Here is a 26599-nt window from a genome sequence, read left to right on the forward strand (position 1 = left end):
GGTGGCATGCCAGCTGATCGCGTCGTCGTATTCGTGGTGTTCGACGGTATGAAACTGCTCGACGTCGCCGGGCCCGCGGAGGTGTTCGCGGAGGCGAACCGATTCGGGGCGTCGTACCGGGTGGTGATGGCGTCGGTCGACGGCCGCGACGTGGTCACCTCGGTCGGCAGCCGGCTCGCGGTGTCGACGGCGATCGGCGCGGTGGAGAACGTCGATACCGTCGTGGTGTCCGGCGGTGACGACCTGGTCGGCCGACCGATCGACCCGCAACTCGTCGCAGCGGTGAAGGCATTGTGCCCGCGCACCCGCCGAATGGCGTCCATCTGCACGGGGTCGTTCATCCTTGCGCAAGCCGGTCTACTCGACGGCCGTCGCGCGACCACCCATTGGCGGCAGACCGGGCTGCTGTCGCGGGCATACCCGCAAATCACTGTCGAGCCGGACGCGATCTTCGTCCGCGACGGTGACCTCTACACCTCGGCGGGGGTGTCGGCGGGCATCGACCTGGCATTGGCACTCGTCGAGGACGACCACGGTGCCGACCTCGTCCGCGATGTGGCCCGTTCGCTGGTGGTGTACTTGAAACGGGCAGGCGGGCAATCGCAGTTCTCCGTGCTCGTCGAGTCACGGCCGCCCGAGCGGTCGCAGCTACGCGCGGTCACCGAGGCGATAGCCGCTGACCCCGGCGCCGATCACACCGTGAAAACCCTTGCCGCGCAAGCAGCTATCAGTACCCGCCAACTGACGCGGCTGTTCCAGAGCGAATTCGGCACCACACCGGCGCGCTATGTGGAGATGATCCGAATCGATGCTGCGCGGTCGGCGCTCGACGCCGGTCGCTCGGTCACCGATTCCGCCCGGCTGGCGGGCTTCGGCAGCGCCGAGACGTTGCGGCGGGTGTTCGTCAGCCAGCTCGGCATCTCGCCGAAGGCCTACCGCGACAGGTTCAAATCCACCAGGGCGCTGGCGTCATGACGGATGTAACGCCCCGCGTAACGCCGACAATCCCCGTTCCGCTGCGGCGGTGGCAGCGGGCACCACACCCGCGTAGCCGAGATAGCCGTGGATCAGGGTCTGCGCGTTGTGTAGTTCCACCGGCACACCGGCCGCGCTGAGCAATTCGGCATAGCGGGCGCCGTCGTCACGCAGCGGGTCGTGACCCGCGACCGCGATATATGCCGGGGGTAGCCCCGTCAGGTCCTCGGACCGCCCGGGCGCCAGCGTCACCGGCATCTCGGCGAGGTTCAAATCGCCTATGTACCAACGAGATAACCCGGTCACCGCCCGGAGGTCGAGCAGCGGCGCGTCTGCGTTCTCGGTGAACGACGGCAGCGAGGTGTCCCACGTGGTCGCCGGATACCACAGCAGCTGGAAACGGATCGGCGGCCCGCTCGCATCGCGAGCCAACATTGCCATCACCGCCGCAAGGTTACCGCCCGCAGAGTCACCCGCCACGGCCATCCGGTCGGAATCGACGCCCAGTTCGTCGGCGTTCGCCGCCACCCATTGTGTTGCAGCCCAAGCGTCTTCGACCGCGGCGGGGTACGGGTGTTCCGGGGCCAGCCGATAATCCACCGACACCACGACTGCATCCGCGCCGACCGCGTGGTTGCGCGCTTCGCCGTCGTAGCTGTCAAGGTCGCCGACGCACCACCCGCCACCATGTACGAAGACGACCACCGGTGGCGTCTGCTGCGTGGTGGGCGGCCGGTAGATCCGAATCGGGACCGGGCCTGTGGATCCGTCGATGATGCGATCCTCCGTGCGCACCTCCGGATGCACCGCCCGACGCGGCAGGTCGCGGAACCTCTGCCGGGCGGCGTCGACGCCGCCCTCGGTTGTCAACTGAAACGGAACGGCCTTTAGTACCTTCAGCAGGATGGCGTCGACCGCGGGCTTGGCAACGGACACGGGAACACCGTACGCACATGTGCGAACGCGGATGTTCTGGGTGGCGGCCGCCGTCGTTGGTGTCTGCTACGGCGTGTTCCTGATCGCCATCGCGGTGCGGGTGCCGTCGGGCGCCGAACTGACGGGCCAGTTCTTCCTTCAGCCCGCAGTCAAGGCGCTGACCGCGGTCCTGCTTGCGGCCGCCGCGCTGACCCACCCGATCACCAGGGAACGACGCTGGCTGCTCGCCGCCCTGCTGTGCTCCGCCGCCGGCGACTTCCTGCTGGCGCTGCCGTGGTGGCAGCCGTCGTTCGTGTTCGGCCTCGCCGCCTTTCTACTCGCCCACCTGTGCTTCCTCGCGGCGCTCATCCCACTGGTGGCCCGATCGGGTCCGCGACTGGCCGCAGCCGCCGTCGTGGTGGTGGCCTGCATTGTGCTGCTGGTCTGGTTCTGGCCGCGGTTGCTGGCCGAGGGCATGGCCGTGCCCGTGACGGTCTACATCGCGGTGCTCGGTGCGATGGTGTGCGCCGCGCTGCTGGCGCGGCTGCCGACGCCGTGGACGGCGCTCGGCGCGGTGTGCTTCGCGGTGTCCGACGGAATGATCGGCATCGGTAAGTTCGTGCTGGCACCAACAAACACGGAAGCGCTTGCCGTGCCGATCTGGTGGGCCTACGCCGCCTCGATCGTGCTCATCTCGGCAGGCTTCTTCTTCGGTCGCAAGTGACGAGCACCCGCCAGCACGCCGAGCACGAGCCCATCGCTCGTGTGCTGCCCATGCTGACGGTCCCGCATCTGGATCGCGAATTCGACTACCTGGTGTCGGCCGACCAGTCCGATGACGCGCAGCCGGGGGTGCGCGTCCGAGTCCGCTTCCACGGCAGACTGGTTGACGCATTCGTGCTCGAAAGACGCTCGGACACCGACCATATCGGCAAGCTGGGCTGGCTGGACCGTGTCGTCTCTGCCGAACAGGTGCTGACTCCGGATGTCCGTCGTCTCGTCGACGCCGTCGCAGCGCGGTATGCGGGCACGCGCGCCGACGTGTTGCGGCTCGCGGTGCCGCCGCGGCACGCCAACGTCGAGAAGCAGGTCGTATCCGAACTCGCGCCGCTCGCAGTGAAACCCGTCGACAGTGCTTCGTGGTCGAGTTACGGACGCGGCGAACAGTTCCTCGGCGCTCTCGGCGACGGCCGCGCTGCGCGCGCCGTCTGGCAGGCGTTGCCGGGGGAGAAGTGGACCGACCGGCTCGCAGAAGCGGCCGCGGTGACGGTGAGTTCCGGTCGCGGTGTGCTGGCGATCGTACCCGACCAACGCGACGTGGATGCGTTGTCGGCCAGTGCGATTCGGTTGATCGACGAGGAGCGGGTGGCCGCACTGTCTGCCGGCCTCGGCCCCGCCCAACGCTACCGCCGGTGGCTTTCGGTGCTGCGCGGCGGCGCGCGCATGGTGATCGGAACCCGTAGCGCTGTGTTCGCGCCCGTTGCCGACCTCGGCCTGGTCATGGTGTGGGATGACGGTGACGACACCCTGTCCGAACCCCGCGCGCCGTATCCGCACGCCCGTGAGGTGGCAATGCTGCGCGCCCACCAATTGCGTTGTGCGGCGCTGATCGGCGGCTATGCCCGCACCGCGGAAGCGCAGGCGCTGGTGCGTAGTCGGTGGGCCCACGACCTGGTGGCGGCCCGTCCCGTCGTGCGTGCCCGGTCGCCGCGCGTGGTGGCGCTCGATGACAGCGGCCACGAGCAAGAGCGCGATCCCGCGGCCCGCACCGCACGACTGCCGTCGGTCGCGCTGCGTGCCGCGCGCACGGCGCTGCACGCCGGCCTCCCGGTGCTTGTTCAGGTGCCGCGACGCGGCTACGTGCCCGCGCTGGCGTGTGCGCGCTGCCGCACGGTTGCCCGATGCAGGCATTGCACCGGCCCGCTGTCGCTGCCCGATCGGGACACCGCGGGCGCGGTGTGCCGCTGGTGCGGCCGGGAGGACCCCGTTCTGCGCTGCGTCCGGTGCGGGTCCGACGTCGTGCGCGCGGTGGTCATCGGCGCCAGGCGCACCGCCGAAGAACTCGGAAGGGCGTTCGCGGGTACGCCGGTCATCACCTCCGGCGGTGAATCGATGATCGCGGCGGTGGGCGATGAACCCGCCGTCGTCGTCGCGACGCCGGGCGCCGAACCGGTGGCGGCGGGCGGCTACGGCGCGGCGCTGCTGCTGGACGCGTGGGCCCTGCTGGGACGCCAGGATCTGCGCGCCGCCGAGGACACGCTGCGGCGCTGGATGGCCGCGGCCGCGCTGGTACGCCCGCGCGGCGAGGGCGGGACCGTCGCGGTAGTGGCCGAGTCGGCAATCCCGACCGTGCAGGCGCTGATCCGGTGGGATCCGGTGGGGCACGCCGACGCCGAATTCGAAGCGCGCGCCGACGTCGGGCTGCCGCCCGCCGTGCACATCGCCGCGGTGGACGGCACTGCCGCAGCCGTCGACGCGCTCCTCGACACCGCGGAACTACCCGACACCGCGCAACTGCTCGGCCCCGTTGACCTGCCGACCGGCGCCCGCAGGCCGCCGGGTGTCGCCGCCGACGAACCGGTGAGCAGGACCCTGGTACGGATGCCCCGCGACGGCGGTCTGGCACTTGCGGCCGCGATGCGTAGGGCCACCGGGGTGCTCAGCGCGCGACACGACCAACAGCCAACGCGTGTGCAAATCGACCCGTTGCACATAGGGTAGTTCGGACGCGGCGACTCGCGCAGGCAGGGAGGTGGCCATGGGGCGGCTGTTCAAGTGGCTGATCCCATTGGCGCTCATCACTTTTGGGTTGTTGTGGCCGCTGGTGTTCAACGGCGGCTCGCAAGCATCCGACGTTTCCGATCCCGTGGTGTTCAGCAACTATCGGGTCGACTTCGTCGTCAACAGCGACGGTGACCTCGACGCCGTGGAGACCATCACCGCCGAATTTCCCAGCGGCCGCCACGGCCTCTTCAGGTACTGGGATATCGCGAATCAGAACAGCCCGCGGGTGCGGCAGACCCCGGACATCACTTCGGTCGTGCTCGACGGCGAACCTGCCTCCTACCAAATGCTCTGGGAGGACGGCGAACGCTTCCGAGTGGCCAAGATCGGCGATCCGGACAGCTACCTCATCTATGGCACCCACGTGTTCGAGATCCGCTACCGCATCCGCGGCGTGCTCGATCCCGGCTCCACCGGTGCGGACAAAACGTTCGCCGCGGGCACTGGTGCTCCGTCGGAGTCGCCGTCGGTGTTCTTCTGGAATGTCATTGCACCGTCGTGGAACAACGAGATCCGCCACGTCGACGCCACTGTGACGTTGCCGGGCAGCGTCGGCCGCGCCCAGTGCTCGGTCGGCTACGGCGTCGGCCGCACCTGCGACCTCAGCGTCGACGGCGACACGGTCAGGTTGACCGCGACCGACCTCGACCCCCGTACCCCGGTCACCCTGCGTGCCGGTGTCGACGTCCCGACGCCCCCGCGAATCAGCCTGCCGTGGTCGTACACCTGGGACCGCATCCTCGGCCAGAAGGTCGCCGGTGTGGTCTGGATGCTCGGCCTGACAGCGGCTTTCGGCTTCGGCGCCGTCCTGTGGTACCGCACCACCGTCGAACCGTCGCCCGGGTTCCCGTTGCAGTATTCGCCGCCGTCGGGCCTCGGGCCGGTGCAGACCGAATACATCCGCACCGAGTCCGTTGCCAAGAACGGTCTCACTGCGACGTTGTTCTATCTCGCCGAACGCGGGCTGATCGAGCTCAAGCAGGTCAACGAGAAGCACTGGAGAATAAGAAGTCTCGCCGAACGCAGTGCATGGGCAGACGTCGATCCGGTCAGCGTCGCGGTCGGGTCGGCACTGCGGGTGATGAACAGGGGCGGTGAGTTCGAGGCCAAGCGCACCGCCAAATCGGGGCAGAGGCTCAGCAAGGCCAAGACCGACATGGCCGCTGCAGTCAAGAAATGGGCCTTCGACAACGAGTTGATGGTCAAGCGCAAGAACGAGATGTGGGTGCGCACCGCCAATGCCGTCGCGTTCCTGCTGATGGTGTGCGCGTTCTTTCGATGGGGCTTCCCGACCACCATGTGGGGGCTGCCCTTCGCGGCGTTTTTCCTGTTGTCCATCGGCGCATGGGCCGACGGCGTCGGTACCCGGCGCACCGACGCCGGTCGCGAATTGTGGTCACGGGCAGGTGGATTCCACCGCATGCTGGCCACTGACTCCGCTGAAGCCCGATTCGACTTCGGCGCGCGCAAGGACCTGTACACCGCGTATGTGCCGTTCGCCGTCGCGGCCGGCGTGGCGGCGCTGTGGGCGAAGAAGTATGAGACCACGATGGGAGCGCCCGCGCCGCAACCGGATTGGTACAACTCGTCGTCGGGAACCTCGGCAGGCTTCAGCGGTGGTTCCAGCGGCCCGCGTTTCGACAGCTTCGAGTCGGCGTTGTCGTCGTCGATCGGCGCGTACACCGCGTCCCAGTCGTCGTCCTCCTCGAGCAGCGGAGGTGGTGGCTCGAGCGGTGGCGGCGGCGGAGGCGGCGGCGGTGGCGGAGGGGGTGGATCATGGTGAGCTTCCTGTTGATTCTCGTGCTGGCGCTCGCGCTGCTCGTGCTGATCGGGTTCGTGTTGGGCTACAACAAGATCCGGACGGCCGACGTCCGCGTCGCCGAGGCGCTCTCCGGCATCGACGTCGAGTTGACCCGCCGCGCGTCGCTGATTCAAAGCTTGGTGCACATCGTCGAGACGTTCGCAGCACACGAGAAGGGCATCCTCGACCATGTCACCGATGCGCGTGCGGCGTTGACATCGGCGACGGCAGGGAAATCGGTGGCGCAGCGCAGCGAGGCGGAGAAGGAACTCGATACGGCGCTGGCGCCGGTGCTCGCGCTCGGGCAGGCCTATCCGCAGCTGAACTCGTCGAACAACTTTTTGAACCTGCAGGACAATCTCGCCGACACCGAGAACAAGCTGGCGTTCGCGCGCCAGTACTACAACGACGCGGTGGCCACACTGAACCGGTTGATCACCACCATCCCGTGGATGTTCGTGGCACCGATGGCGGGCGTGTCGGAGCGCGAGTACTACCAGACGCCTCGCTAGCTGCTGAAGTAGCCTCCCTACACTTGGCGCGATGCGCATCGTCTTCGCAGGCACCCCAGAGCCGGCGCTGCCGTCGCTGCGCCGGCTGATCGAATCGCCGCGTCACGAGGTGGTCGCGGTGCTGACCCGCCCGGACGCCGCGAAGGGTCGGCACGGCAAGCCGACGCCGTCGCCGGTGGCGCAACTGGCGGCCGAACACGACATCCCGGTGCTGCGGCCACCCCGCCCGAACTCCGAGGAGTTCATCGCGGAGCTCACAGGGTTGGCTCCCGACGTCTGCGGGGTGGTGGCCTACGGCGCGCTGTTGTCCGAGCGACTGCTTGCGGTGCCTGCGCATGGCTGGGTCAATCTGCACTTCTCGCTGCTGCCCGCGTGGCGTGGCGCCGCACCCGTGCAGGCGGCCATTGCGGCAGGCGACACGGTGACCGGGGCCACGACCTTCCAGATCGAACCCGCGCTCGATTCCGGTCCGGTCTACGGCGTGGTGACCGAGACCGTGCGACCCACGGACACCGCGGGCGATCTACTCGAGCGGCTGTCGGTTTCCGGTGCCGCGCTGCTGGAGACGACGCTCGACGGCATCGCCGACGCATCGCTGACTCCGGTGCCGCAACCCGCCGACGGCGTCACCGTCGCACCCAAGGTGACCGTCGAAGACGCACGGATCAGGTGGGATCTGCCCGCGCACGTCGTCGATCGTCGAATCCGGGCCGTCACGCCGAACCCCGGCGCATGGACCATGATCGGCGACCTGCGCATCAAGGTCGGCCCCGTCACCGTCGGTGACGCATCAGAAAGCTTGTCGCCCGGCACGATTCGGGTCGAGCGTGCTGGAGTGTACGTCGGCACCGGATCACAGTCGGTGCGGCTTGGGCAGATTCAGCCACCGGGGAAGAAGATGATGAACGCCGCCGACTGGGCTCGCGGCGCTCGCCTCGACGAAACGACCAAGGCGCGATGACCAAGCCACGCGACAAACGCCCACCGCGACGCAAACCGCTGGATCCGGCCCGCCGTGCAGCCTTCGACGTGCTGCGCGCGGTCTCGCAGCGAGACGCCTACGCCAACCTCGCGCTGCCCGCACTGTTGCGTGAGCGCGGAATCACAGGCCGCGACGCCGCATTCGCCACCGAACTCGCCTACGGCACATGCCGCACCCGCGGCCTGCTCGACGCGATCATCGCCGCGGCTGCCGGCCGGCCACCCGAGAAGATCGACCCCGTTTTGCTGGACTTGTTGCGCCTTGGCGCTTATCAACTGCTGCGTACCAGGGTCGAACAGCACGCCGCGGTGTCCACCACCGTCGAGCAGGCGGGCATCGAATTCGACTCAGCGCGGGCGGGTTTCGTCAATGGCGTGCTGCGTAGCATCGCCGGGCGCGACGAGGCGTCGTGGGTTGCCGAACTCGCCCCGCCCGCTGGCAGCGACCCGGTGGGCCATGCGGCGCTCGTCCATGCGCATCCTCGCTGGGTTGCCCAGGCTTTCGCCGACGCACTCGGCGTGTCCGCGGGGGAGTTGGATGCGTTGTTGGCCAGCGACGACGACCGGCCGTCGGTGCACCTGGCCGCGCGCCCCGGTGTGCTGACCGCCGAGGAGCTGGCCGCGCAGGTCGACGGCACCGTCGGGCGCTACTCGCCGTATGCCGTCTACCTGCCCGGTGGCGACCCGGGCCGGTTGGATCCGGTCCGTGACGGCGCCGCGCTGGTACAGGACGAAGGCAGCCAACTGGTGGCCAGGGCGCTGACCCTGGCCGAGCTGGATGGCCCCGACACCGGCCGCTGGCTCGACCTGTGCTCGGGCCCCGGTGGCAAGACGGCGCTGCTCGCCGCCCTCGGCGAGGATGCGCGAGTGACGGCGGTCGAACCCGCCGCCAGGCGCGCCGACATGGTCGAGGAGAACACCCGCGGCCTACCGGTCGAGGTGCTGCGCGTCGACGGCCGCGATCCGGGGCTCGAGCCCGGCTTCGACAGGGTGCTGGTCGACGCCCCGTGCACCGGGCTTGGTGCGCTGCGGCGCAGGCCGGAGGCCCGCTGGCGTAGGCAACCGGGTGACGTGCCGATGCTGGCCAGGCTGCAGCGGGAGCTGCTGGCCTCGGCGATCCGGCTCACCCGACCCGGTGGGGTGGTGCTGTACGCGACGTGTTCACCGCATCTGGCCGAGACGGTCGGCATCGTCGCCGACGCGCTGCGCCGCCATCCCGTCAGGGCGCTGGACACCCGTCCGCTGTTCGATCCGGTCGACAACCTCGGCGACGGCCCCTATGTGCAGCTCTGGCCGCACCGGCACGGCACCGATGCGATGTTCGCGGCCGCCCTTTTGGTGGAGCGATGAGCGCTCCCGCGAAGAGCCAACGATAGCGATGAGCGCTCGCGCGAAGAGCCAACGATAGCGATGAGCGCTCGCGCGAAGAGCCAACGATAAGGTAGCGCCATGGCAGGACCCCTCATCGCGCCGTCGATCCTGGCCGCCGACTTCGCCGAGCTCGGTGACGAAGCCGCGGCCGTGACGGGCGCCGACTGGCTGCACGTCGATGTGATGGACAACCACTTTGTGCCGAACCTGACCATCGGGTTGCCGGTCGTGGAGGCGTTGCTCAAGCGCACCGACATCCCCATGGACTGCCATCTGATGATCGAGAACCCCGACAAATGGGCGCCCCCGTACGCGGAGGCGGGCGCGTACAACGTCACAATCCACGCCGAGGCCACCGACAACCCCGTCGGCGTCGCGAGGGATATCCGCGCCGCGGGGGCCAAGGCCGGCCTTTCCGTCAAGCCCGGCACGCCGATCGATCCGTATCTCGAGATACTGCCGCACTTCGACACGGTGCTGATCATGTCGGTGGAACCGGGTTTCGGCGGGCAGAAGTTCATTCCGGAGGTGCTGCCCAAGGTCGGCATCGTGCGCAGGCTCGTCGATTCCGGTGAGTTGACGATCGTGGTCGAGATCGACGGCGGCATCAACGAGGACACCATCGAAGAGGCGGCGCTGGCAGGGGTGGACTGCTTCGTCGCGGGGTCGGCTGTGTACAGCGCAGAGGATCCCGCCGCGGCGGTGGAGTCGCTGCGCAGGCAGGCCGCCTCGGCGTCCAAGCATTTGCGGTTATGAACCTGGACTCCGCGATGCGGCTCGCGGTCGAGCAGGCCGACCGGGTCAAGGGCACCACGTATCCGAATCCGCCGGTTGGCGCGGTCATCCTGGACCGCGATGACGAGATCGCCGGCGTCGGAGCAACGCAACCGCCCGGTGGTCCGCACGCCGAGGTGGTGGCGTTGCGCAGGGCCGGGCAACGTGCCGTCGGTGGCACCGCCGTGGTGACACTGGAGCCGTGCAACCACTTCGGCAGGACGCCGCCGTGTGTGGACGCCCTTGTCGCTGCCGGGATTTCGCGGGTGGCCTTCGCTGTCGCCGATCCGAACCCACAAGCAGCGGGTGGTGCGGCGCGCCTTGCTCAGTCCGGCATCAAGGTCGAGGCGGGTCTGCTGACCGAGCTGGTTGCGGGTGGTCCGCTTCGGGAGTGGTTGCACAAGCAGCGGACCGGAATGCCGCACATCACATGGAAATACGCCACCAGCGTGGACGGCCGCAGCGCCGCCGCCGACGGCACCAGTCAATGGATCACCAGTGAGGCCGCGCGTGCCGACGTGCATCGGCGGCGGGCCGCCGCGGACGCGATCATCGTCGGCACCGGGACGGTGTTCGTCGACGACCCGGTGCTGACCGCGCGGCTGCCAGACGGTTCCCTCGCGGTGCGTCAGCCGCTTCGGGTCGTCGTCGGAGAACGCGAGATCTCCTCTGAGGCAAGGGTTCTCAACGACGACTCGCGGACGATGGTGATCCGCACCCGCGATCCCCACGAAGTGATCAAGGCGTTGTCGGACCGCACCGACGTGATTTTGGAGGGCGGACCGACCCTGGCGGGCGCGTTCCTGCGGGCAGGCACGATCGACCGGATTCTCGCTTACGTGGCACCAATTCTGTTGGGCGGACCTATTACCGCCGTCGACGACGTGGGCGTTCTGTCGATCGCGCACGCGCAGCGCTGGCGATTCGACGGCATCGAGCCGATCGGGCCGGATCTGCGGCTCAGCCTCATCCCTGCGTAGGCGAAGCGATTTCATCGGCGTCCAGCGGACGGTGTTCGATGAGGTCGCGCACACCGCCCGCGCCGAGTCGCTCCCTGAAGGCCTGCACCGTGTACCCGATCACCGTCGCATCGCAGCGTGCGCGGGCCGTCGCGTTACGGGGCAGGTGAAACAGCGGCCCGATCTCGCCGAAGTAGTCGCCTTTCGTCACCGTCTTCAGCAGTTCCTCACCGCCGCCCGGCAATTCGCGCACGATTTCGAGTTCGCCGCTGGATACCACGTAGATCAGATCGCCCATGGTGCCCTGCTCGAACAACACGTCGCCCTCGGGCAGTTTCACGGTGTCGCCCGGCCGGTCCATCGAGATGAAATCGGGTACGAGGTCGACGACTCGATCCGCCAACGGCAGAATGCGGCTGTCATGGGTGGCGACCACCACCATGCGATCGCCTGACGCGAGTTCGCGGATCAGCCGCAACACCTCCTCGACCTGGATGAAGTCCAGGTGTGCGGTCGGTTCGTCGGCCAGTATCAGCGGCGGGTCGAGGGCGATAGCGCGGGCGACCGCGACGCGCTGCTGCTGTCCGCCGCTCAGGTCGCCGGGCCGATGCGACATGCGGTCCTGCAGACCGACCCGGGACAGCATTTGTTCGGCCTTCTTGAAGGCGGCGCGACGCGACATGCCCGCCGCGAGCATCGGGATCATCACGTTTTCCGCCGCGGTCAGGCTCGGCACGAGGTTGAATGCCTGAAATACGATGCCGACGGTCTGGCGGCGGTATGTCGACAGGCCGCGAGCATCGAGCGCCGTCACGTCGACGTCGCCGAACTTGATGGCTCCGCCGCTCGGTCGGAGGATCCCGCCCAGACAGGACAGCAGTGTTGTTTTTCCGCAGCCGCTCGGACCCATCAGGATCACCAGTGAGCCTGCCGCCACGTCCAGGTCGAACCCGTCGATCGGGCGGACTGTGTCTGCGCCGCTTGGGTACTCGACCACGAGGTTTTGGATGCTGAGATCCCCCACGGTCACGGACCTCCGAACGCGATGGCGGGATCCACCGAGACCGCGCGCTGCAATCCGCTGGCGCTGGCGATCAACCCGACCACGACCGCGATCATCGGCAAAGCCGCGTAGGCTGCCGCCGGCACGATCACCTTCATCGGAAACAGCGGGCCGAGGGCCATCGAAAGCAGGACTCCGACGAGCGCGGCAAGCAACGCGATCACCACGGCCTGCATCGCCAGGCCGGCCGCGATGTTGCGGGTGGGTACGCCAATTGCCTTGAAAACCGCGAAATCTCGAATCCGTTCAAGCGCGGAGAGGTAGATGACGGATCCGACGACGAGTGCCGCGACCACCCACAGCATGATCGCAACGATCGTGATCGAGTTCACGGCGACCTTCAACGGACGGAGCAGGTCGGCGATGGCGCCGTCGCGGTCGATGATGTGATAGCCGGGCGGCACCTGGGCCAGCGTGCCGCGAACACCGATCGAGGCCGCCAGCGGTTGGGCGCCGTACACGAGTCGTTGCGCGCCTTCGGTGCTGAGGAACACGTTCGGCAGGTTGGCCAGCGCCGTCGAGTTCTCCACGATACCGACGATACGCAGTGTGCGGGAAGCGATTTCGATGTCATCGCCGACATCGAGGTCCAGTGTGCTGGATACCGCGACCTCATCGGGCGTCGAGGCAGGCCGACCTTTAGACACCGCCGGCATGCCAGGACCGCGCTCGGGTGCGCCGAAGATGTCGACATTGCGCGTCGTGTCACCGATGGTGGCTGTGCCGCCCGCGTACACGAGCGGGGCAGCCGCCACCACACCGGGACTCGCCGCGATGCGCCGTACGTCAACGGGGGCGAACGGGGTGGCACCGACGAACGGGCCAGAGGCACCCGCCTTGACCACGAATTGGTCGACGCCAAGCGAGTCGACAGTCTGCTCGGCTTCCACCCGGAACCCGTTCGCCAGCCCCGTCAACACGAGCGTCATCGCGAAGATGATGCTCGTGGAGAGGATCGCGATGACGAAGCGCCGTTTGCGCCACTGCATATCGCGCAGTGCGGCGATCAGCATGTCCGCGAGGTTACCGACGCCTCAACACTTACGGGCGGAGTTTCAAGTTATGACTTCCCTTTCGCGAACGCTCCGATCAGGGTTCGGCAGAACGCGGGCAGGTCGTCGGGCTTGCGGCTGGACACCAACGTGTTTGGCCCCCGAGAGCATTCGACCACTTCTTCGTCGACCCAATTGGCGCCCGCATTGCGCAGATCGGTCTGCACGCTCGGCCACGACGTCATCGTCCGGCCACGCACGGCGTCGGCTTCGATCAGCGTCCACGGTCCGTGGCAGATCACGGCGACCGGCTTGCCCGCATCGAAGAAACCCTTCGCGAACGCAACCGCCGCCGCGTTGGTACGCAGGAAGTCAGGATTGGCCACGCCACCGGGAAGCACCAGCCCGTCGTAATCGGAGGAGGAAACGCTGTCGGCCGACTTGTCCGCCTCGAACGTGTCCGCCGGTGTCAGATGGTTGAACGCCTGGATCTTGCCCACCTCGGTCGAGACCAATTCGGGTGTGCCGCCTGCCTCTTTGACGGCCTGCCAAGGTTGCGTCAGTTCAACTTGTTCGACACCCTCGGGCGCTACCAGAAACGCAATAGTCTTGCCATTCAGTGAAGTTGCCATGAATTCTGCCTCCTCAAATGGTTGTCCTTCGCACGCTTACCCGGCGCGGCAACCGACCAATCAGGGACTCTCATCGGTACACTCGTGCCAATGCGCTTTCACCGACGAGAGTTGCCGCCTGGTGAGCACTAACAAAGGACGACGAGCATGACTGCACTGCAGGACTGGCTCAGTACTCGGCCCGTAGACCCGAAAAGCCTCAAGGGAATCGTTTGCGACGTGCTGCGAAACCTGACAACCGATGAGCAGGCTAAGACCCAGGAGCCCCAGCTGATCCGCAGGGGAGTCGAGCGCTGCTGACCGCCTAGGGCGCCCGGTGCTTGCCGGGCGGCGGCTCACTTGTGAGCGTGGTGATTTCCGTGTCATCCGCCTCGACAGTGGGCTCGTCGGCGCGCTCATGCCTGCCGCTGATCAGCAGGCCCAGCAGCGCTCCGATGACGCAGACCAATGCCGTGATCCCGAAGATCTCGCCGTACTGCATGACGTAGGCCGTGCGGACGCGGGCGGCCTGGGCGGCCAGTCGCTCGGCAAGGCTGTTGCCGGTTCCGGCGGGCAGGCTGGCCAGGTGCTGGTTGAAGCGGTACAGCCCCCAGGCGCTCAGCGCCGCGATGCCGATCAGCATCCCGATCATCCTGGCGACGACGACCGCGGCCGACGCGATGCCGTGCTGTGCGGCGGGCACCACCCGCAGGGTTGCCGATGTCAGCGGGCCGATCACCAGGCCAAGTCCCAGGCCCGCGATGGCAAGGTCGGTGTCGAGCACCGGCACGCTGAGCAGCCCGAGGTCGTGCCGAGCGGCCAGCAGGTCGACGGGCCACTTGGAAATCAGCCAGTAGCCGCCTGCGGCGATGATCAGGCCAACGAAGGCGACGATCCGATCGCCGATCTTGGTCGCGATCCAGCCGCCCAGCAGGGCGCCGATCGGGAGCGCGATCAAAAACCGCAGCAGCAGCGCGGCGGCGCCGTTCTTGTCGAGGCCGAGCACGCCCTGCCCGAACAGTTCCACGTTGACCAGCGTCACCATCAGCGCCGCGCCTGCGGCAAGCGAGGCGCCCAGTGCGCACAGGAACGGTCGGAAGTGCACACCCGCCGGTTCGATGAGCCGGGTGCGGGCGACCTTCTCCCACACGAAGAACGCCGCGCACCCCACCAGCGCGCCGATCAGCAGCGGCGGGCCGTAACTCGGCAGCACCTGCTTGCCATCGGGCGACGGGTTGTACAGACCCCAAGTGGCCAGGCCCAGGGTGATGGCGAGCAACACGCCGCCGATCACGTCGACTTTCTCCGGGTGCTCCGACTCCTCCTTCGACGGCAGGCTGAAGTGGATCATCACCATCGCGATCACGACGAGCGGAACGTTGATCCAGAACACGTCGCGCCAGGTGTTGAGCGCCCAGACCACCGCAACGCCGTAGAGCGGACCCAGCACGCTGCCGAGTTCCTGGGCGGCGCCCACCCCGCCGAGAACTGCCGCCCGGTTGCGGGCTGACCACAGATCGGCGGCCAGCGCCAGTGTCACCGGCAGTAGCGCGCCGCTCGCCACGCCCTGGATCGCGCGTCCGATGATCAGCTGCAAGAGGTCGTTCGACAGCGCGGTGACCACCGAGCCGATTGCGAACCCGGCCAGGCTGATCTGTAGGACGTGTTTGCGCCCGAACCGGTCCGACGCCCGGCCGAGCAGCGGCATGGCCGCGATGTATCCGAGCAGATACCAGGTGACGATGGGGGTGACTCGCTGGATCTGATTGATCCCGATGCCGACGTCTTTCATGATGTCGGTCATGATCGTGACCACGACATAGGTGTCCAGGGCGCCGAGCAGCACCGCGAGGCTGCCTGCGCTGATCGCGACCCGCCTGCCGGACGTTGCCGGCGCAGCGACTTGGGGCGAAACGCGCATCAGATCAGACCGTGGGCTTGGTGACGCTGACCGGCTTGCCCCAATCGCTGCACGTCATCGTGATGCTGTTGTTCGGCGAAGCCTCCAGCTTGACCTGCACCAGTTCGTGGTCGCCGTCCTCGCGGACCCAGGCGGTGCCAGGAACGAACCCAGTAGCCGAGAGCTGCGGCGCGATCTTGTTGACGGCTTCGGCGCTGATGTCGCCCTTGATGCGGACTGCGTCGACACCGCCGATGGATTCGCGTCCGTCGGACTTCGGGTTCGAGAAGTTCGCCAGGATGTTGCCGAGGCCGGTGTCGGGGTTCAGCAGTGCCGACACATCGTAGATGTCAGCGGCCGGACCGAAGTCCTGGAAGCTGCCTTTGGTGATGGCGCCGAACAGGTTGCCGTCGGCGACCACGAAGTCGACGCCCTCGAGGCGCTGGCCCAGGAAGATGATGTTGGCGGTGCCCTGGGCGGCCACGGCGGGCTTGTTGGTCAGGTCGCCTTCGAGTGTCTCGATCGGCAGGTTCTGGATCTGGCCTTGCACTGACAGCTTCAGGTGCACGCTCGTCTGGGCCTTCGTGGTCTCACTGGACTGCTTCAGCAGGGTGGCCGCGTCGGGCAGATTGGACGAGTCCTGCGAGCTCGATGAGCACCCTGCGAGTAGGGCGACGGCGGCGAAAAGGGCGGCGGAGATGGCCAAGAGGCGCGTCTGCATGACTGCATCGTAGAGGGTGCGTTCACACCGACGCGTTCCGCGTGCTGCCGGTCGAAGTGGAAACGTGGCTTCCGAACTGGACTTTCGACACAGCTGTGCAGCTGGTTACTCTGGCCTCGTGTTCACCGGAATCGTCGAAGAGCTGGGCGAGGTCCTCAGCAAGGACGAACTCGGCGACTCGGCTCGCCTTGTCATCCGCGGTCCCGTCGTGACCTCCGACGCCGGGCACGGTGATTCGATCGCGGTCAACGGGGTGTGCCTGACCGTCGTCGAAGTGCTACCGGGCGGCGCCTTCAGCGCGGACGTGATAGGGGAGACCCTGAACCGGTCAAGCCTGCGCGGCGTCGGCGTCGGCAGCCACGTGAACCTGGAGCGGGCGGCGGCGCTCAACAGCCGCCTCGGCGGGCATATCGTGCAGGGCCATGTCGACGGGACCGGACACGTCGTCGGGCGGACCCCGTCCGAACATTGGGACGTCATCCGGATTGCGTTGCCCACAGCGCTATCTCGTTACGTGGTCGATAAGGGGTCGATCACTGTCGACGGAATCTCGCTCACGGTTTCCGGTCTCGGCCACGACTGGTTCGAGGTGTCGTTGATCCCGACGACGCTGGAACTCACCACACTTGGCAGGGCCGAGGTCGGCACCCGGGTCAACCTCGAGGTCGACATCATCGCGAAGTATGTGGAGCGCCTGCTCGGTTCGACCGATGAAGGCAGTGCCACCGGCAACACCTGACAGCCGTCTTTTCAGCTTCCGGTGTCGCGAGGTCGCACCGGGGCAACCGTCTCGCTATGCCTGTTCGCGCGTGACCTGATTTGGGCTTGAACCCACTGGCCGCTACCTGGAAGTCGATTTGCCCTCGGGCACCGGGAAACCGCAAGTTCTGCGGCGTCGTCCCAGCTCACTGCGCAGAAATCGACGGAGAGCAGGACCGGCTCGACACGGTAGTACGGTTTGCGAACGATCCTTGCCAGTTATTGACGCGCATGTTAAGTTCCGTCGCAGTTAATTTGAAAATTCATGTACCGGCCTCCGGGCCAAATGAACCGTCACTCGGGGGAGTCGGGAGCATGACATGTCTGCAGCTAAGCGTGGCAGGCACGCGAAGCGCCGCGCCAGAGCCGGGCGCACCAGCGGGTTAGCGGTCGCCGTCGGCCTCGGCATCGCGGTGGCCACCACGGGCCACGGCGTCGCGTCCGCCACCACCGACGAAAACTCCACGTCGGGCTCACCGGATAGCGACACCGGCGCCAAAGAGACGACTGCATCCAATTCGGGCACAACACCTTCCGACACGACGGCGTCCGGTGCAACAGGGGTCTCCGGCGCCACCACAGCAACGCAGTCGGGGCCATCGACGGCGACCACCACGAGCACCACGACATCCTCTTCTTCGGGGTCGCCGGGGTCGCAGACCACGACGAGCACGACTTCCGGTGATGGACCGACATCGACGGTCAGCGCCTCCGGTGGTTCGGGAACCACAGTCACCAACGAAAACTCGTCAACCACGACGCCAACGCAGACCGGCGAGCCGACTTCGGAGAACCCGAAGCCGGTCGAACACGACGAAACCCAATTGGAGACAACGACTCCCACGCCAGAAGCGACGGCGGCACCCGACGACAAGCAGAAGTCGTCCACGGCCGCAGTGCGGACGGTGTCGGACGAGAAGATCGCGGCCGTAGAGCCCGACACCGGTGCAACGGTCGATGCCGCGGCACTGACAGCTGAGCCGAAAACCACGGATACGTCGTCAGCGCCCGCGGCTCGAACGACGGCCGCGTCACCACCGACGGCACTGAGCACTCTGGGACTTCCGACGGTGACGCTGCCGCCGTACCCCACCATCCCCGGCGTGTCACCGACGAGGGTGGCCGTCGCCGTCGTCGTCGTGTTGGGCCGGGCGCTTCAAATGGCGCTGTCCGGACCGGTGCCCAACCCGATCGCGATCCCGATCTACATGGTGCTGGTCGCGGCGTATCAGCGGCTCACCGAGATTGCGCTGAACCACCTTCCGGTCGTCACGCAACCGACTCCGGCGCTGCAGGTTCCGGTGCTGGGCACCATCACCGGCACCCTCGTGGCAACCGATCCGGACGGCGATCCGCTCACGTTCACCTACACGCAGCCGACCAACGGCGGCCTCGTCGTGGTGACGAACGTGCCGCTGACCAACCAGTACACGTACGTTTACACCCCACCTCTACTCGGCGGCGGCGGACCGAATTCATTCACCATCACCTTCGACGACACCGGCGTCGGCGATCACTTCTACGCCCCCAACGGCCACACCACCTCTTACACAGTCAATCTCGACGTGCCCAACGCGATCGTGGGCGCGCGGGACAGCATCGGTGTGGTGCGCGGCGGATTCGGGGACAGCGTCGCCGGGCGGACGTTCAGCCTCGCGAACGGCAACACCGCGGGCGCGACCACGACGTCGGCGTTCACCAGCCTCGGCGGCATCGTCAGCCTGAACACCACGACAGGAGATTGGACCTACATCCCTGCGGTCTCCGGCCACAACATCCTCGGAATTCCGGACCGCACAGACACTTTCGTGGTGACCGTCGACGACGGCGTGCACGGCGCGGTCCAGACCACGGTGTCGGTCGGCGCTGACCTCGGGATCGAAGTGACGGGAGCGGGCACCAATCCGGCCAACGGCGCCTATAGCGGGGGGCTGAACATCCCCGCCGGCGACAGCGGACTGCTGACTTACTCGATCGGCACCGGACCGTCGTCGAAGGGCACTGTGTTCGTCACGCCGACGGGCGGCTTCATCTACACGCCGACGCCCGAGGCGCGTCACGCCGCAGCGGCGACCAACGCGACGGCCGCGGACAAGACGGACTCGTTCACCATCAAGGGCACCGACGCCAACGGCCGGTCGATCACGGTCGCGACCGTGTCGGTGAACATCTTGTCTCTCAACAGCGCACCGCAGGGTGGTAGCGCGACGTTCCCCAGTGCCAACGGAAATGGCATCATCTCAGGCGCTGTGACGGGGATCACCGATGCCGACCGCGACACCCTGACCTATTCCGGCACCGCAGGCAAGGGCATGGTCACCTTCGACGGCACCACCTTCACCTACACGCCGACGTTGGAGGCCCGCCATGCGGCGGCCGCCGACAACGCGAGCACCGCCGTCAAACAGGACACCATCACCATCACCGTCGACGACGGCCACGGCGGCATCAAGACATTCAGCAGCGGCGCATTCGCCATCACGCCCCAGAACAACGCCCCGACCTACACCAGCGTGACCAAGTCAACCGGCGGCCTCCTCGGCCTGACGAAGACGTGGACGATCAACGGCATGTCCGACGCCGACGACGACCCGCTGACGTTGGCCGTCACGTCGCTGCCGTCGGGCGGGCTGGTGAACCTGCCGGTGGTCCTCGGCAACACCGTCACCCTCGTCAGCCTGCTCGCCGAGGGTGGCAAGACCTTCGTGGTCACCATGTCCGACGGGCATGGCGGCAACGTGCCGATCACTCTGACGATTTAGGCCAAAGCGCAGGTCAGGGGAGCGGCAATAACTATTCCGCCGTCGTGGTTCATACTGTTGTGATGACGAGGCTGGACTCCGTGGAGAGGGCGGTTGCCGATATCGCCGCGGGCAAGGCCGTCGTCGTCATCGACGACGAGGATCGGGAGAACGAGGGCGACCTCATCTTCGCCGCGGAGAAGGCGACTCCGGAACTCGTCGCCTTCATGGTCCGCTACACCTCCGGCTATCTGTGTGTGCCCCTGGACGGCGCGATCTGCGACCGACTCGGGTTGTTGCCGATGTACGCGGTCAACCAGGACAAGCACGGCACCGCATACACGGTCACGGTTGACGCGAAAAACGGTGTCGGGACCGGTATCTCGGCTTCCGACCGCGCCACGACCATGCGGCTGCTCGCCGATCCGTCAAGCGCCGTTGAGGATTTCACCAAGCCCGGCCACGTGGTGCCGCTGCGGGCCAAGGACGGCGGAGTGCTGCGCAGGCCCGGCCACACCGAGGCGGCCGTCGACCTCGCCCGGCTCGCGGGCCTTCAGCCTGCAGGTGCGATCTGCGAGATCGTCAGCCAGAAGGACGAAGGCGCGATGGCCCAGACCGACGAGCTGAGGATCTTCGCCGACGAACACGACCTCGCGCTGATCTCGATCGCCGACCTGATCGAATGGCGGCGCAAGCACGAGAAGCACATCGAACGCGTCGCAGAGGCGCGCATTCCGACCCGGCACGGTGAATTCCGCGCAGTCGGCTACACCAGCATCTACGACGATGTCGAGCATGTGGCCCTGGTTCGCGGTGACATCGCCGGACCGCACGGCGACGGCCATGACGTGTTGGTACGCGTGCACTCCGAGTGCCTCACCGGCGACGTCTTCGGGTCCCGCCGCTGCGACTGCGGCCCGCAACTGGATGCGGCGCTGGCGATGGTGGCTCGCGAGGGCCGCGGCGTGGTGCTGTACATGCGCGGCCACGAGGGTCGCGGCATCGGACTGATGCACAAGCTGCAGGCGTACCAGTTGCAGGACGCCGGCGAGGACACCGTCGACGCCAACCTCAAGCTGGGCCTGCCCGCCGACGCCCGCGACTACGGCATCGGCGCCCAGATCCTGGTCGACCTCGGCGTGCGGTCCATGCGGTTGCTGACCAACAACCCCGCGAAGCGCGTCGGCCTCGACGGCTACGGCCTGCACATCATCGAGCGGGTGCCCCTGCCCGTCCGGGCCAACGCCGAAAACATCCGGTACCTGATGACCAAACGCGACCGGATGGGTCACGACCTGACCGGTCTTGACGACTACGACGAGGCGGTGCCCGGCGAGTTCGGCGGAGCGCTATGAGTGGTACCGGCGTCCCCGATCTGCCGGATCTGGACGCATCGGGCATAAGGCTGGGCATTGTCGCCAGCACATGGCACGAGACGATCTGCGATGCGCTGCTAGACGGCGCTCGAAAGGTGGCCGCTGACGCGGGCATCGACGACCCCACCGTAGTGCGGGTACTAGGAGCGATCGAGATCCCAGTGGTGGCACAGGCGTTGGCTGCCGACCACGACGCCGTGGTGGCACTCGGTGTGGTAATCCGCGGCGAGACACCGCATTTCGACTACGTCTGCGACGCGGTCACTCAAGGTCTGACGCGGGTGTCGCTGGATGCGTCGACTCCCGTGGCCAACGGCGTGCTGACGACGAACACCGAACAGCAGGCTCTTGACCGGGCGGGGCTGCCGGACTCTGCTGAGGACAAGGGCGCGCAGGCCGCGGCCGCTGCGTTGTCGACGGCGCTGACGCTGCGCGAACTGAGGACATGAGCCGAGGCATCGAGCACTGGGATGTGGAGATACGGCCGCATCTGACACCGTATTTCGCATACGGGGCGGCCGCACTGATAGTGATCGCCCACGTCGCCGTCGGGGCATTGCTGAAGATTTCCTCAACGGGTGTGGTGTTCCAGACCGCGGACCAGGTGGCGATCGCGCTGCTCGGGGTCGTGATCGCATGCGCCGTTTTGCTGTTCGCCCGGCCGCGGCTTCGCGTCGGCGCCTCCGGCGTCGCGGTCCGAAACCTGCTCAGCTACAGGTTGATTCCGTGGTCTGAAGTGGTCGACGTCTCGTTTCCTCGTGGCGCGCGCTGGGCCAGGGTCGACCTGCCTGACGACGAATACATCCCGGTGATGGCAATCCAAGCCGTTGACAAGGAGCGCGCCGTCGATGCGATGAACAGGGTGCGCGAGCTTTTGGTGCGCTACCGGCCGGACATCAATTCATTCTGAGTGACATCGAGACTTCGCCACGCTCGCTTGGGCTTTCGCCTGCCTCCAGGGTGAAGCCGAGGCCCGCGTACACCCCACGGGCCACCGTATTGTCCTGTGCTACGCGCAGGGTCACGGTGCGAGCACTTCGGTCGCGGGCCCACTCCACCGCCGCAGCTACCAGTGGACGCGCCAGGCGCTGACCGCGGACCGCGGGATCGAGCCACAGGGAATACAGGTACACCGTGTCCGCGCTTTCCTGCTGCGCACCGATCAGCCCGACGGGCCGGTCGCCGATGAACACAGCGAATTGGGCGTGCTCGCGGAGCCTGCGGCGCCACTGCGCGGCGGTGAACGCCGATTCCTGCCGGAACTGCGGGTCTCCTTCGCCGAGGGAATCGGTCAACGCGCGCAACCGCACTCCAGCGAACACGCGCCAGTCCGACTCGGTCAGTCTGGCGACGCGGGCCGCCACACTTGTCACCGGGTATCGCCCATGACGAGGCCCTCGCGGCGGGGGTCAGCGCCACCGATCCAGCCGGGTCTGTCCAGCGAGATCGCTGACAAGCCGCTGGACTGATCGGCGATGTCGACCTGATGCCCGAGTCGCCGCAGACCTTGCACCAGTGGATCGCGATCCCCCGCCTGTCCCGGCGGGCCGGACGTGTCGATAGCGGGGTGCTCACCGTCGACGTTGGTCTTGGGTGAATTCGCGGCTCCGAAATCCACTGCCGACACCGCCTGTTGAGGATCCAGACCCCAATCGATCATTCCGACAAGTGTTTTCACGACAAATTGGATGATCACCGAACCGCCGGGTGAACCCAGCACTGCGTATAGCTGTCGCTTGGACTGGACCGCATCTGTCTGCGTGAACACTAATGTCGGCGCCATGGAACTGCGTGGGCGCTTTCCCGGCTGGACCCGATTGGCTACCGGCACTCCGTCCTTCTCCGGCTCAGCGGAGAAGTCGGTGAGCTGATTGTTCAGGATGAACCCGTCCACCATGTGGAACGAGCCGAATGCCGACTCCACGGTGGTGGTGAGCGCGGCCGCGTTGCCCTGCCCGTCGACGATGCTGATCTGGCTGGTGCCGTGTTCGGGTGTCGGCGGCGCGGGTGGCGCGGGCGGCCCGAATTCACCTGGCTTCGCGGTGCCCATGGTGCGCTGGGTCGAGATGAGGGCCGCCCGTCCCGCCAGGTAGTCACTTCCGAGAAGGGTGTCGGGCGAACCGCCGGGTAGAGGCACGAAATCGGTGTCGGCAACGTACTTGTCGCGGTCGGCGTAGGCCAGGCGCTCGGCTTCCGCGATGAGGTGAACGCCCATCACCGTGGGTCTGCCTCCGTTGAGGTCGACGTTGGTGGGTTTGTGATCGGCCATCGGGAAATGTTCGAGCATGCCCAGCGTTGCCGCCACCGCAATGCCGCCCGAGGACGGCGGTGGCATACCGCAGATCTCCTTACCGCGGTACGGCGTGCACAACGGTTCTCGGCTCTTGGCCGCGTAGCCGGACAGATCGTCGAGCGTCATCAAGCTCGGGGTTCGTCCGCCGCTGGTGTCCACAGCCGCGGCCACGATGTCACGGCTGATGTCGCCGGTGTAGAAGGACTGCGGATCGGATGCGATGACTCCCAGGGTTTTTGAGTATGCGGGGTTGGTCAGCTTGGTGCCAGATGACTTCGGGGAGCCGTCGGGGTTGAGGAAGTACGCCGACGCGTTCGGGTCGACTTTCAGCTGCGGGGCGGCGTCGACAATCGCGGCGGCCAGCCGCGGACTGATGTCGAAGCCGTCGTCGGCCATCGCGACCGCGGGGGCGAACAGGTCGCGCCACGCCGTCTTGCCGTGCTCGGTGTGGACGTCCTGCAGCAGCCGCAGGATGCCCGGCACCCCGATGGACCGCCCGGACGCGCGGGCGTCGGGCTTGGGCTCGGTGCGGTCGGAGTCGGAGATCCAGCGTAGGTAGTTCTCGGTGGCCGCCTTCGGCGCCACCTCGCGGCCGTCGTAGGCCTGCACCGACCCCGCTGCGGCGTCGTAGTACAGCAGGAAGCCCCCGCCGCCGATGCCGGAGGACTGGGGCTCGACCAAGCCGAGCACCGCCTGTGCGGTGACCAGGGCGTCGGCGGCGGTACCGCCCTTGCTCAGCACTTCGCAGGCGGCCTGCGTGGCCAGCGGATTGGCGGTGACCACCGCGAAATGGGACGTCCGTACCGGTGTCATGTCCTTGCGGTAGCCAGTGGCCACCTCGGGGTTGGTGGAGACGTTCTTGGACGTCGTGGCAGGCCCAGCCGCGGGCGCTGCCGACGTCTTGGGGGCAGGCGTCCCGTTGGCGACGATCGCGCACGGCCTGGCTGGGGCGGGTGGTGACGCGTTCTGCTCGGCGGCACAACCGGCAAGGACCAAGATCACAGCTGCGAGCGGCGCCAGGATCCGCATCACTAGACGGTAGTTCATCGGAGCCGTATGACGGCGGCAGTAACCTGGAATCCGTGCCCGATCCAGCGACGTACCGGCCTGCCCCCGGGTCGATTCCCGTCGAGCCCGGTGTCTACCGGTTCCGGGATCCGCACGGCAGGGTGATCTACGTCGGCAAGGCCAAGAGCTTGCGCAGCCGGCTGAACTCCTACTTCGCCGACATCGCCGGGCTTGCGCCTCGCACCCGACAGATGGTGATGGCCGCGGGCAGCGTCGAGTGGACGGTGGTGACCACCGAAGTCGAGGCGCTGCAGCTCGAATACAACTGGATCAAGGAGTTCGATCCGCGGTTCAACATCCGCTACCGCGACGACAAGTCCTACCCGGTGCTGGCCGTCACGCTGAACGAGGAGTACCCCCGCCTGATGGTGTACCGCGGCGCGCGACGCAAGGGCGTGCGCTACTTCGGGCCGTATTCCCATGCGTGGGCCATCCGCGAGACGCTCGACCTGCTGACCCGAGTCTTTCCGGCACGTACGTGCTCTGCGGGAGTCTTCAAGCGGCACAGCCAGATCGGGCGCCCCTGCCTGCTCGGATACATCGACAAGTGCTCGGCGCCGTGCGTCGAGCGGGTGACTGCCGACGAACACCGGCAGATCGTCAACGACTTCTGCGACTTCCTCGCGGGCAAGACCGACCGGTTGGCCCGCGACATGGAGCAGCAGATGAACGCGGCCGCCGCGGAACTGGATTTCGAGCGCGCGGCCCGGCTGCGCGACAACATCTCCGCGCTGAAGCGGGCGCTCGAGAAGCAGGCGGTGGTGTTCGGCGACGGAACCGACGCCGACGTGGTGGCGTTCGCCGACGACGAACTGGAAGCGGCGGTCCAGGTGTTCCATGTCCGTGGCGGACGCGTGAGAGGCCAACGCGGGTGGATCGTCGAAAAGTCAGGCGAGCCAGGCGAATCGGGCGAGGGTCAACTCGTCGAGCAGTTCCTGACGCAGTTCTACGGCGACCAGGCCGAACTCGACGGGGCTGCCGACGAATCGCTCAACCCGGTGCCGAGACAGGTGCTGGTGCCGTGCCTGCCGGAAAACGCCGACGAACTGGCCACCTGGCTGTCGCAACTGCGGGGTTCGCGGGTGTCGCTGCGGGTGGCCCAGCGCGGTGACAAACGCGCACTCGCCGAAACCGTGAAGCGCAACGCCCAGGATGCGCTCAATCAGCACAAGCTCAAGCGGGCAGGCGACTTCACTGCGAGAACCGCTGCGCTGCAAAGCATCCAGGACGCGCTCGGGTTGGCCGAGGCGCCGCTGCGCATCGAGTGCGTCGACATCAGCCACGTGATGGGCACGGACGTGGTCGCGTCGCTGGTGGTTTTCGAGGACGGGTTGCCGCGCAAATCGGACTACCGTCACTACGCCATCCGGGAGGCGGCAGGCGAGGGCCGATCCGATGACGTGGCGTCGATCGCCGAGGTCACGCGACGCCGGTTCTACCGCCACCTGCACGATACGCAGCATCCGACTGAGCTTGCGCCAGAAGGAAAGTCGCGAAAGTTCGCGTACCCACCGAACCTCTACGTGGTCGACGGTGGCGCGCCACAGGTCAACGCGGCACAGGCGGTGCTCGATGATCTCGGTGTGTCCGACGTTGCCGTCATCGGGCTGGCGAAACGGCTGGAGGAGGTCTGGGTGCCGTCCGAACCCGACCCCGTCATCATGCCCCGCAACAGCGAGGGACTCTACCTGCTGCAACGGGTACGTGACGAAGCACACCGGTTTGCGATCGCCTACCACCGCAGCAAGCGTTCGAAGCGGATGACGGCCTCGGCGCTGGACTCGGTCCGCGGACTGGGGGAGCACCGGCGTAAGGCGCTTGTCACCCACTTCGGCTCCTTGGCTCGGCTCAAGCAGGCCACCGTCGATGAGATCACCGCGGTGCCGGGGATCGGCGTGGCAACCGCCAAGGCGGTGCTGGAAGCGCTCGGTGTACCGCCCGATTCCGAAGCGCCGGACCCGGTTATCGGCAATGATCAGACCAGAGCATCGGGATGACAGAAC

The 26599-nt window shown here is 67.2% G+C and carries 24 protein-coding genes; 16 read left to right on the forward strand and 8 right to left on the reverse strand.

All coding sequences use genetic code 11. The features are described from left to right. Window positions 1–6: 6 nt before the first annotated feature. The gene (locus ACGFK1_RS23595; RefSeq protein ID WP_393434985.1) at window positions 7–975 is read left to right on the forward strand and encodes a GlxA family transcriptional regulator; all 969 of its coding nucleotides are present in this window, start codon (window positions 7–9) and stop codon (window positions 973–975) included. Here the strand turns inward: ACGFK1_RS23595 and ACGFK1_RS23600 are convergent. Then, entirely contained in the window at window positions 970–1911 is a 942-nt protein-coding gene (locus ACGFK1_RS23600; protein ID WP_393434987.1) for an alpha/beta hydrolase, read from the reverse strand. The two genes, ACGFK1_RS23595 and ACGFK1_RS23600, sit on opposite strands and share 6 nt — an antisense overlap. Between ACGFK1_RS23600 and ACGFK1_RS23605 the strand changes: the two genes are divergently transcribed. The 8 genes from ACGFK1_RS23605 to ribD all read left to right on the forward strand — a co-directional run bounded on the left by ACGFK1_RS23605 (window position 1880) and on the right by ribD (window position 11093). Beyond that, window positions 1880–2614 carry a lysoplasmalogenase gene (locus ACGFK1_RS23605; protein WP_393434990.1) on the forward strand — a complete coding sequence of 245 codons (735 nt, stop codon included), beginning with the start codon at window positions 1880–1882 and terminating at the stop codon, window positions 2612–2614. The genes ACGFK1_RS23600 and ACGFK1_RS23605 overlap by 32 nt on opposite strands. Then, entirely contained in the window at window positions 2611–4611 is a 2001-nt protein-coding gene (locus tag ACGFK1_RS23610; protein WP_393434993.1) for a primosomal protein N', read from the forward strand. Before ACGFK1_RS23605 ends, ACGFK1_RS23610 begins: the two co-directional genes overlap by 4 nt. A gap of 37 nt (window positions 4612–4648) precedes the next feature. Beyond that, window positions 4649–6457, forward strand: a complete 1809-nt coding sequence (locus ACGFK1_RS23615) for a DUF2207 domain-containing protein (protein ID WP_393434996.1) — start codon at window positions 4649–4651, stop codon at window positions 6455–6457. Continuing rightward, a complete protein-coding gene (locus tag ACGFK1_RS23620; protein ID WP_393434999.1) occupies window positions 6451–6987 on the forward strand; it encodes a LemA family protein in 537 nt (178 codons plus the stop codon). The genes ACGFK1_RS23615 and ACGFK1_RS23620 overlap by 7 nt, the downstream gene beginning before the upstream one ends. A gap of 31 nt (window positions 6988–7018) precedes the next feature. Beyond that, window positions 7019–7948, forward strand: coding sequence for a methionyl-tRNA formyltransferase (fmt, locus tag ACGFK1_RS23625; RefSeq protein WP_393435002.1), 930 nt, complete (start codon window positions 7019–7021; stop codon window positions 7946–7948). Further along, window positions 7945–9318: an RsmB/NOP family class I SAM-dependent RNA methyltransferase gene (locus ACGFK1_RS23630; protein ID WP_393435005.1), complete on the forward strand. Its 1374-nt coding sequence runs from the start codon at window positions 7945–7947 to the stop codon at window positions 9316–9318. Before fmt ends, ACGFK1_RS23630 begins: the two co-directional genes overlap by 4 nt. Window positions 9319–9417: 99 nt before the next feature. Then, window positions 9418–10095, forward strand: coding sequence for a ribulose-phosphate 3-epimerase (rpe, locus tag ACGFK1_RS23635; protein ID WP_393435008.1), 678 nt, complete (start codon window positions 9418–9420; stop codon window positions 10093–10095). Next, window positions 10092–11093: a bifunctional diaminohydroxyphosphoribosylaminopyrimidine deaminase/5-amino-6-(5-phosphoribosylamino)uracil reductase RibD gene (ribD, locus tag ACGFK1_RS23640; protein ID WP_393435011.1), complete on the forward strand. Its 1002-nt coding sequence runs from the start codon at window positions 10092–10094 to the stop codon at window positions 11091–11093. The genes rpe and ribD overlap by 4 nt, the downstream gene beginning before the upstream one ends. On the opposite strand, the gene ACGFK1_RS23645 is transcribed toward ribD, so the two are convergent. Genes ACGFK1_RS23645 through ACGFK1_RS23655 form a run of 3 tightly spaced genes read right to left on the reverse strand, consistent with a single transcriptional unit; the run spans window position 11080 to window position 13759 of the window. Continuing rightward, on the reverse strand, window positions 11080–12096 hold the full coding sequence (locus tag ACGFK1_RS23645; protein ID WP_393435014.1) for an ATP-binding cassette domain-containing protein: 1017 nt from the start codon (window positions 12094–12096) through the stop codon (window positions 11080–11082). The genes ribD and ACGFK1_RS23645 overlap by 14 nt on opposite strands. A gap of 2 nt (window positions 12097–12098) precedes the next feature. Next, window positions 12099–13148, reverse strand: coding sequence for an ABC transporter permease (locus ACGFK1_RS23650; RefSeq protein ID WP_393435017.1), 1050 nt, complete (start codon window positions 13146–13148; stop codon window positions 12099–12101). Between the two features lie 47 nt (window positions 13149–13195). Then, window positions 13196–13759 (reverse strand): type 1 glutamine amidotransferase domain-containing protein, encoded by a 564-nt coding sequence (locus ACGFK1_RS23655; protein WP_393435020.1) that lies wholly within the window; start codon window positions 13757–13759, stop codon window positions 13196–13198. 147 nt (window positions 13760–13906) lie between these two features. Between ACGFK1_RS23655 and ACGFK1_RS23660 the strand changes: the two genes are divergently transcribed. Next, window positions 13907–14059, forward strand: a complete 153-nt coding sequence (locus ACGFK1_RS23660; protein ID WP_393435023.1) for a hypothetical protein — start codon at window positions 13907–13909, stop codon at window positions 14057–14059. Between the two features lie 4 nt (window positions 14060–14063). On the opposite strand, the gene ACGFK1_RS23665 is transcribed toward ACGFK1_RS23660, so the two are convergent. Both ACGFK1_RS23665 and ACGFK1_RS23670 read right to left on the reverse strand, forming a co-directional pair. Further along, complete coding sequence (locus tag ACGFK1_RS23665) at window positions 14064–15659, reverse strand: MFS transporter (RefSeq protein ID WP_393435026.1); 1596 nt, start codon at window positions 15657–15659, stop codon at window positions 14064–14066. Between the two features lie 4 nt (window positions 15660–15663). Continuing rightward, on the reverse strand, window positions 15664–16359 hold the full coding sequence (locus tag ACGFK1_RS23670) for an LppX_LprAFG lipoprotein (protein WP_393435029.1): 696 nt from the start codon (window positions 16357–16359) through the stop codon (window positions 15664–15666). Window positions 16360–16477: 118 nt separating this feature from the next. Here ACGFK1_RS23670 and ACGFK1_RS23675 point away from each other — a divergent pair, with 118 nt between their 5' ends. The 5 genes from ACGFK1_RS23675 to ACGFK1_RS23695 all read left to right on the forward strand — a co-directional run bounded on the left by ACGFK1_RS23675 (window position 16478) and on the right by ACGFK1_RS23695 (window position 22145). Then, window positions 16478–17098 carry a riboflavin synthase gene (locus ACGFK1_RS23675; RefSeq protein ID WP_393435032.1) on the forward strand — a complete coding sequence of 207 codons (621 nt, stop codon included), beginning with the start codon at window positions 16478–16480 and terminating at the stop codon, window positions 17096–17098. A gap of 340 nt (window positions 17099–17438) precedes the next feature. Continuing rightward, window positions 17439–19880, forward strand: a complete 2442-nt coding sequence (locus ACGFK1_RS23680) for a hypothetical protein (protein WP_393435034.1) — start codon at window positions 17439–17441, stop codon at window positions 19878–19880. A gap of 62 nt (window positions 19881–19942) precedes the next feature. After that, complete coding sequence (locus ACGFK1_RS23685; RefSeq protein ID WP_393435037.1) at window positions 19943–21214, forward strand: bifunctional 3,4-dihydroxy-2-butanone-4-phosphate synthase/GTP cyclohydrolase II; 1272 nt, start codon at window positions 19943–19945, stop codon at window positions 21212–21214. After that, a complete protein-coding gene (gene ribH, locus ACGFK1_RS23690; RefSeq protein ID WP_393435040.1) occupies window positions 21211–21684 on the forward strand; it encodes a 6,7-dimethyl-8-ribityllumazine synthase in 474 nt (157 codons plus the stop codon). Before ACGFK1_RS23685 ends, ribH begins: the two co-directional genes overlap by 4 nt. Then, window positions 21681–22145, forward strand: a complete 465-nt coding sequence (locus ACGFK1_RS23695; RefSeq protein ID WP_393435043.1) for a PH domain-containing protein — start codon at window positions 21681–21683, stop codon at window positions 22143–22145. The genes ribH and ACGFK1_RS23695 overlap by 4 nt, the downstream gene beginning before the upstream one ends. Here the strand turns inward: ACGFK1_RS23695 and ACGFK1_RS23700 are convergent. Together ACGFK1_RS23700 and ACGFK1_RS23705 are read right to left on the reverse strand one after the other, a co-directional pair. Continuing rightward, entirely contained in the window at window positions 22132–22599 is a 468-nt protein-coding gene (locus tag ACGFK1_RS23700) for a GNAT family N-acetyltransferase (protein WP_393435281.1), read from the reverse strand. The genes ACGFK1_RS23695 and ACGFK1_RS23700 overlap by 14 nt on opposite strands. Window positions 22600–22604: 5 nt before the next feature. Continuing rightward, window positions 22605–24557: a gamma-glutamyltransferase family protein gene (locus ACGFK1_RS23705; protein WP_393435046.1), complete on the reverse strand. Its 1953-nt coding sequence runs from the start codon at window positions 24555–24557 to the stop codon at window positions 22605–22607. Between the two features lie 53 nt (window positions 24558–24610). Here ACGFK1_RS23705 and uvrC point away from each other — a divergent pair, with 53 nt between their 5' ends. Then, entirely contained in the window at window positions 24611–26593 is a 1983-nt protein-coding gene (gene uvrC, locus ACGFK1_RS23710; protein ID WP_393435049.1) for an excinuclease ABC subunit UvrC, read from the forward strand. Window positions 26594–26599: the final 6 nt, after the last annotated feature.

The organism is Mycobacterium sp. NPDC048908, from assembly GCF_043197955.1.
Classification (GTDB): Bacteria; Actinomycetota; Actinomycetes; order Mycobacteriales; family Mycobacteriaceae; genus Mycobacterium.